This window comes from Arthrobacter sp. Y3225116, from assembly GCF_059091245.1.
Window position 1 is genome coordinate 1 of sequence record NZ_JBNHGL010000186.1, and the last position, 5,754, is coordinate 5,754.

Consider the following 5,754-nt stretch of genomic DNA (forward strand, 5'->3'; position numbering starts at 1 on the left):
GCGCCCTGGTCTTCAACGATCCCGCGCACCGCGAGCGCCTGAATGGGATCGTGCACCCGCTGGTGCGCGCCACGGCGGCCGCGCGGGCGGCCGCAGCGGGCGAGGGCGCCATCCTGGTTCAAGACATCCCGCTGCTGGTGGAAACCGGGCAGAGCCCCTCCTTCCATCTGGTGCTGGTGATCGACGCGCCCGAAGACGAGCGGCTGCGGCGCATGGTTGAGGACCGCGGCATGAGCGAAACCGACGCCCGTTCCCGCATCGCCGCCCAGGCATCCCCGGCCGAACGCCGGGCCGCCGCCGACGTCGTGCTGGAAAACAACGGCACCCGGGAGGAATTGTTAGCGGCGCTGGACGCGCTCTGGGCGGAACGCCTGGTGCCCTTCAACCGGAACCTCTTGGCCGGACGGCTGGCTCCGCGCACCGGCCCGCCGGTCCTGCTCGACCCGCAGCCGGAGTGGCCGGCGCAGGCAGCCCTGCTCGCGGCGCGGCTCAGCCGCGCCGACCCGCGCATCCTTGCCGTCGACCACGTTGGTTCGACCGCCGTTCCGGGGCTGCCGGCCAAGGACGTGCTGGACCTGCAGGTGACCGTGGGGAGCCTGGACGACGCCGACTCCGCCGCGGACGCCCTGGCGGCCGCCGGCTTCCCGCGCTGGCCGGGTACCTGGCGGGACACCCCGAGGCCACAGCATCCGGAGCCGGGGGACTGGCAGAAAAGACTGCACGGCAACGCCGACCCGGGCCGTGCCGTCAACGTCCACATCCGGGAAGCCGGTTCCCCGGGGTGGCGCTACGCCCTGCTGTTCCGGGACTGGCTGCGGGCCAACCCCGGTGCGGCCGCGGCGTATCTGGCCGAGAAACGTCGGCTCGCCGGCCTGCATGCGTCCGACCCCTCGACCGGCGGCTACGCCCGTGCGAAGGAAGACTGGTTCAGCCGGACGGCCGATCCGCAGATGAACGAGTGGGCCCGGGACACCGGGTGGAAACCGCCCGCCGTCGGCAGCTAGCGCCGCCGGCCTCACCCCGCGGACGGGGCGAACTGGCTGGCGGTGAACACGGCGCCCTGCGGGTCCCGGATCAGGGCATCCCGGGTCCAGTCGGACGTGGTTTGGCCGAGCACCGTCCCGCCCCGGCGTTCAACGTCGGCGGCGGTCTCGTCGCGGTCGGCGACCGTGAACGCCACGTGCCAGTGTGCCGTCTCACCGGGCTGCAGGCCCGTGAGCCACCCGATGGCATCGGCGAATCCCGGCGGGACGTTAATGCCCGACTGGCGCTCGTGGATGCCGGGATCACTGGTCGCCTGCAGGTGGTCGCCGTAGCCGGGGACGCGAATCATGCTGCCGAAACCGACGTCGTCGAACTGCCAGCCGAAGACCTCTCCGTAGAAGGCCGACGCTGCGGCGGGATCGGCGGCGTGCAGGTCGCTGAAGTTCCACGCGCCTGGCATATTGACCGCCTGGGCGCCCGGCCGGTTCCGCGCCTGCCAGAGCCGGAACGGGACGCCGGCCGGATCCGCACACAGCGTCGCCCGGCCGCCCTCACCGGCGTCGGCCGGGCCCGAGAGCACCTGACCGCCCGCGGAGCGGATCCTCTCCGCCGCCGCCTCCGAGTCCAAGACGGCGACGTACGTGTTCCACGCGGGGGTGGCGCCCGCGGCACCCTCGCCGAGGCCGGCAACGTCCCGGCCGTCGAGCCTGGCGATCACATAGCGCGGAGATACCCCCGGCGGAATGGCCTCGGCGAAGGTCCAGCCAAAGATCCCGCCATAGAAGTCCTTGGCCGCCTCAAGGTCACGGTGTTCGACGTCGATCCACGACGTCACACCCTCGGGATAGGTCCGGACCAGGTCCATGGCGTGCCTTCCGTTCGTCGTCGGCTGCACCCACCGGTCTATCGCACCCGCCCGGCAGCGGGCAATGGCCGGCGGGCAGCGCACGGGCCAATACGCTACCGACGTTAGGCCCAGAGCGATTCCGGACCCACCCTGACCGCAATCGGGTCTACCGTTAACGTCATGAGTCTTGCGCAGGACATCAAACGCGTTGTGGCGCCCTTCGAAGTGGTCAGCGAATTCCAGCCGGCCGGCGACCAGCCGGCCGCCATCGCGGAACTGACCGAACGGATCCAGGCGGGCGAGAAGGACGTCGTGCTGCTCGGTGCCACCGGCACCGGCAAGTCCGCGACCACCGCCTGGCTGGTAGAAAAGGTGCAGCGGCCCACCCTGGTGCTGGTGCAAAACAAGACCCTGGCCGCGCAGCTGGCCAACGAGTTCCGCGAGCTGCTGCCCAACAACGCCGTGGAGTACTTCGTCTCCTATTACGACTACTACCAGCCGGAAGCCTACGTGGCACAGACGGATACCTTCATCGAGAAGGACTCCTCCATCAATGAGGAAGTCGAACGTTTGCGCCACTCTGCCACCAACGCGCTGCTGACCCGGCGCGACGTCATCGTGGTGGCCACCGTGTCCTGCATCTACGGTCTGGGCACGCCGGAAGAATACATCGCGGGGATGGTCACGCTCCGCAAGGGCGCGGAAATGAACCGGGATGACATGCTGCGCCGGTTCGTCGCCATGCAATATGCCCGCAACGACATCGACTTCCACCGGGGCACGTTCCGGGTCCGGGGCGATACCGTAGAGATCATTCCGATGTACGAGGAACTGGCCGTGCGGATCGAGTTCTTCGGGGACGAAATCGAGAACATCCAGACGCTGCATCCCGTTACCGGGGAGATCATCCGCGAAGAGACTGAAATGTACGTCTTCCCGGCGTCGCATTATGTGGCCGGTGAGGACCGGATGAGCCGGGCGATCAGGGACATCGAGGACGAACTGCGCGACCGGCTGCAGGTCCTCGAGTCGCAGAACAAGCTGGTGGAGGCGCAGCGGCTGCGGATGCGTACCACCTATGACCTCGAAATGATGCAGCAGATGGGGTTCTGCAACGGCATCGAGAACTACTCGCGGCATATCGACGGCCGCGGTCCGGGCACCGCGCCGCACTGCCTGCTGGATTACTTCCCGGACGATTTCCTGCTGGTGATCGACGAATCGCACGTTACTGTGCCGCAGATCGGCGCGATGTACGAGGGCGACATGTCCCGCAAGCGCAATCTGGTGGACTACGGTTTCCGCCTGCCGTCCGCGATGGACAACCGGCCGCTGAAGTGGGACGAGTTCCTGGAGCGGATCGGCCAGACCGTCTACCTCTCGGCCACGCCGGGCAAGTACGAGCTGTCCAAGTCCGACGGCTATGTCCAGCAGATCATCCGGCCCACGGGCCTGGTGGACCCCGAGGTCATCGTCAAGCCGACCAAGGGCCAGATCGACGACCTGCTGGGCGAGATCAACGCGCGCGTGGAACGCAACGAACGCGTCCTGGTCACCACGTTGACCAAGCGGATGGCCGAGGACCTCACCGACTACCTGAACGAGCACGGCGTGAAGGTGCAGTACCTGCACTCCGACGTGGACACCCTTCGCCGGGTGGAACTGCTCCGCGAGCTGCGGATGGGCACGTTCGACGTGCTGGTGGGCATCAACCTGCTGCGCGAGGGCCTGGACCTGCCGGAGGTCTCGCTGGTCGCCATCCTGGACGCGGACAAGGAAGGCTTCCTGCGCAGCAGCACCTCGCTGATCCAGACCATCGGCCGTGCCGCCCGCAACGTGTCGGGGCAGGTGCACATGTACGCGGACAAGATCACCGACTCCATGGCCAAGGCGATCGAGGAAACGAACCGCCGCCGGGAGATCCAGGTTGCGCACAACAAGAAACACGGGGTGGACCCGCAGCCGCTGCGGAAGCGGATTGCCGACATCACCGACCAACTGGCCCGCGAGGACGCCGACACCCAGCAACTGCTCAAGGAGTTCGACTACGGCAAGGGCAAGCGGGGGTTGTCCGCCGCCGTGCCCAAGGACAAGATCCGCCGCGACGGACTGGCTGCGGCACCGGCCGAGGATTTGGGCGAGCTGATCGCGCAGATGACGGAGCAGATGCACGCCGCCGCGGCGGAGCTGCAGTTCGAGCTGGCCGCCCGGCTGCGCGACGAGGTCTCGGACCTGAAGAAGGACCTGCGGCAGATGCGCGCCGCCGGCCACGCCTAAGCCCTCCGCAGCTGCCGCACGGACTTCCGGCGGTGAAACGACGACGGCGGTGGGCGCCCGCCGTCGTCGGGCGCACCTACGCTACACTTGACCGAGCGTAGGGGAGTATCCCGAACACTGTGGACGTCAACACGCGGGGCATCGACGCCCCGCCGGGCACAGTGGCCTGGCCGCAGAGCGGCAGGCGGAGAGACTTGCGGCGAACACTCGCACCCGCGCACCGCACCCGCGCGGCATCTTCTGTGAAAGGCAAGGTTCCGTGTCGGACCAATTATCGCTGCCCTTTGAGATCACCTCCTTCGTAATCCTGGGCGTCATCCTGCTGTTTGACCTGCTGTACGTGGTTAAGCGGCCGCACGAGCCGTCCATGAAGGAGGCCGGCCTTTGGGTCGGTTTCTACGTCACGCTGGCGCTGATCTTCGCAGGCTTGCTGTTCTGGCAGGCCGGCCCCGACTACGGCCAGGAATTCGTGGCCGGCTGGATCACCGAGTACAGCCTGAGCGTGGACAACCTGTTCGTCTTCATCATCATCATGGCCAGGTTCTCCGTGCCGAGGAAGTACCAGCAGGAAGTGCTGATGTTCGGCATTATCATCGCGCTGATCCTGCGGGGCATCTTCATCCTGCTGGGCGCGACGCTGATCGCCCAGTTCAGCTGGGTCTTCTACATCTTCGGAGCGTTCCTGCTCTGGACCGCCTGGAAGCAGGCAACAGACTCGGGCGAGGACGAGGAAGAGGGCTCCGAGTCCGGGCTGATCTCCCGGCTGACCAAGAAACTGCCGGTCAGCGAGCACTACGACGGCAACAAGCTGCGCACCACGGTGGACGGCAAGCGCCTGTTCACCCCCATGGTCATGGTTTTCATCACCATCGGCATGACCGACCTGTTGTTCGCGGTTGACTCCATCCCGGCGATCTTCGGCCTCACCCAGAGCGCGTTCATCGTCTTCACGGCGAACATCTTCGCGCTGATGGGCCTGCGCCAGCTGTACTTCCTGCTGGGCGGCCTGATGGACCGCCTGGTCTACCTCAAGCACGGGCTGTCGATCATCCTGGCCTTCATCGGCGTGAAGCTGATCTTCCACGCGCTGCACGAGAACGAGGTGCCGTTCATTAACGGAGGCCAGCATGTTGAGTGGGTCCCGGTGATCTCCACCCAGCTGTCGCTCGGCGTGATCATCGGCACCCTGGTGGTCGCCACGGTGGCCAGCCTGCTCAGCCCGGCCGGCCGCCAGGCAGCCATCGACGCGCGGCTGGCAAAGGACGCCGAGCGCGCCAGGGCAAACGACGAGACCGCCGAGCCGGACGCCGAGCCGGCCCAGTCGGAGGCCGGGCGCGTCCCGTCGGACGCCGAGCGCGCCAAGTCCGACACCGAGTAACGGCGGTCTAACCGGTTGCAGGTCGACTAGGATCGGCGTGTGACCCAGCAACAAGACGCGGCGCTGAACGCAGACCCTCGCACGAGGGCCGTTCAGCGCCGCGTCGTTGTTTCCCTGTCCTTGGCCCAGCTGTTCAGCGGCTTAGGCCACGGCGCGGGGCTGGCCATCGGCTCGCTGCTGGCCGTGGAGCTCACCGGCAGCGAGGCCCTGGCGGGAACGTCCACGATGGCGATAGCCCTGGCAGGCGCGCTGGCGGCGCTGCCGCTGG

Annotated in this window: 4 protein-coding genes and 1 pseudogene; 4 read left to right on the top strand and 1 reads right to left on the bottom strand. The window is 67.5% G+C overall.

What is annotated here, in order from left to right; translation table 11 throughout:
* Nucleotides 1–1,004, top strand: a 1,004-nt coding sequence (gene coaE / locus AC5RV2_RS13850; RefSeq protein WP_494092812.1) for a dephospho-CoA kinase, incomplete at its 5' end; no start/stop codon positions are given.
* Nucleotides 1,005–1,015: 11 nt separating this feature from the next.
* Here coaE and AC5RV2_RS13855 read toward each other — a convergent pair.
* On the bottom strand, nucleotides 1,016–1,849 hold the full coding sequence (locus AC5RV2_RS13855) for a VOC family protein (protein ID WP_494092813.1): 834 nt from the start codon (nucleotides 1,847–1,849) through the stop codon (nucleotides 1,016–1,018).
* Between the two features lie 162 nt (nucleotides 1,850–2,011).
* On the opposite strand from AC5RV2_RS13855, the gene uvrB reads away from it, so the two are divergent.
* From uvrB to AC5RV2_RS13870, 3 genes and pseudogenes are all read left to right on the top strand, one after another.
* Entirely contained in the window at nucleotides 2,012–4,108 is a 2,097-nt protein-coding gene (uvrB, locus tag AC5RV2_RS13860) for an excinuclease ABC subunit UvrB (RefSeq protein ID WP_494023150.1), read from the top strand.
* A 259-nt stretch (nucleotides 4,109–4,367) separates the two neighbouring features.
* Nucleotides 4,368–5,486, top strand: coding sequence for a TerC family protein (locus AC5RV2_RS13865; RefSeq protein WP_494092814.1), 1,119 nt, complete (start codon nucleotides 4,368–4,370; stop codon nucleotides 5,484–5,486).
* 39 nt (nucleotides 5,487–5,525) lie between these two features.
* Nucleotides 5,526–5,754 (top strand): annotated as a pseudogene (locus AC5RV2_RS13870) (MFS transporter); the annotation flags it as partial.

Coding starts and splice junctions, on each gene's coding strand:
- AC5RV2_RS13855 (WP_494092813.1), bottom strand. CDS start 1,849: ATGGACCTGGTCCGGACCTATCCCGAGGGTGTGACGTCGTGGATCGAC.
- uvrB (WP_494023150.1), top strand. CDS start 2,012: ATGAGTCTTGCGCAGGACATCAAACGCGTTGTGGCGCCCTTCGAAGTG.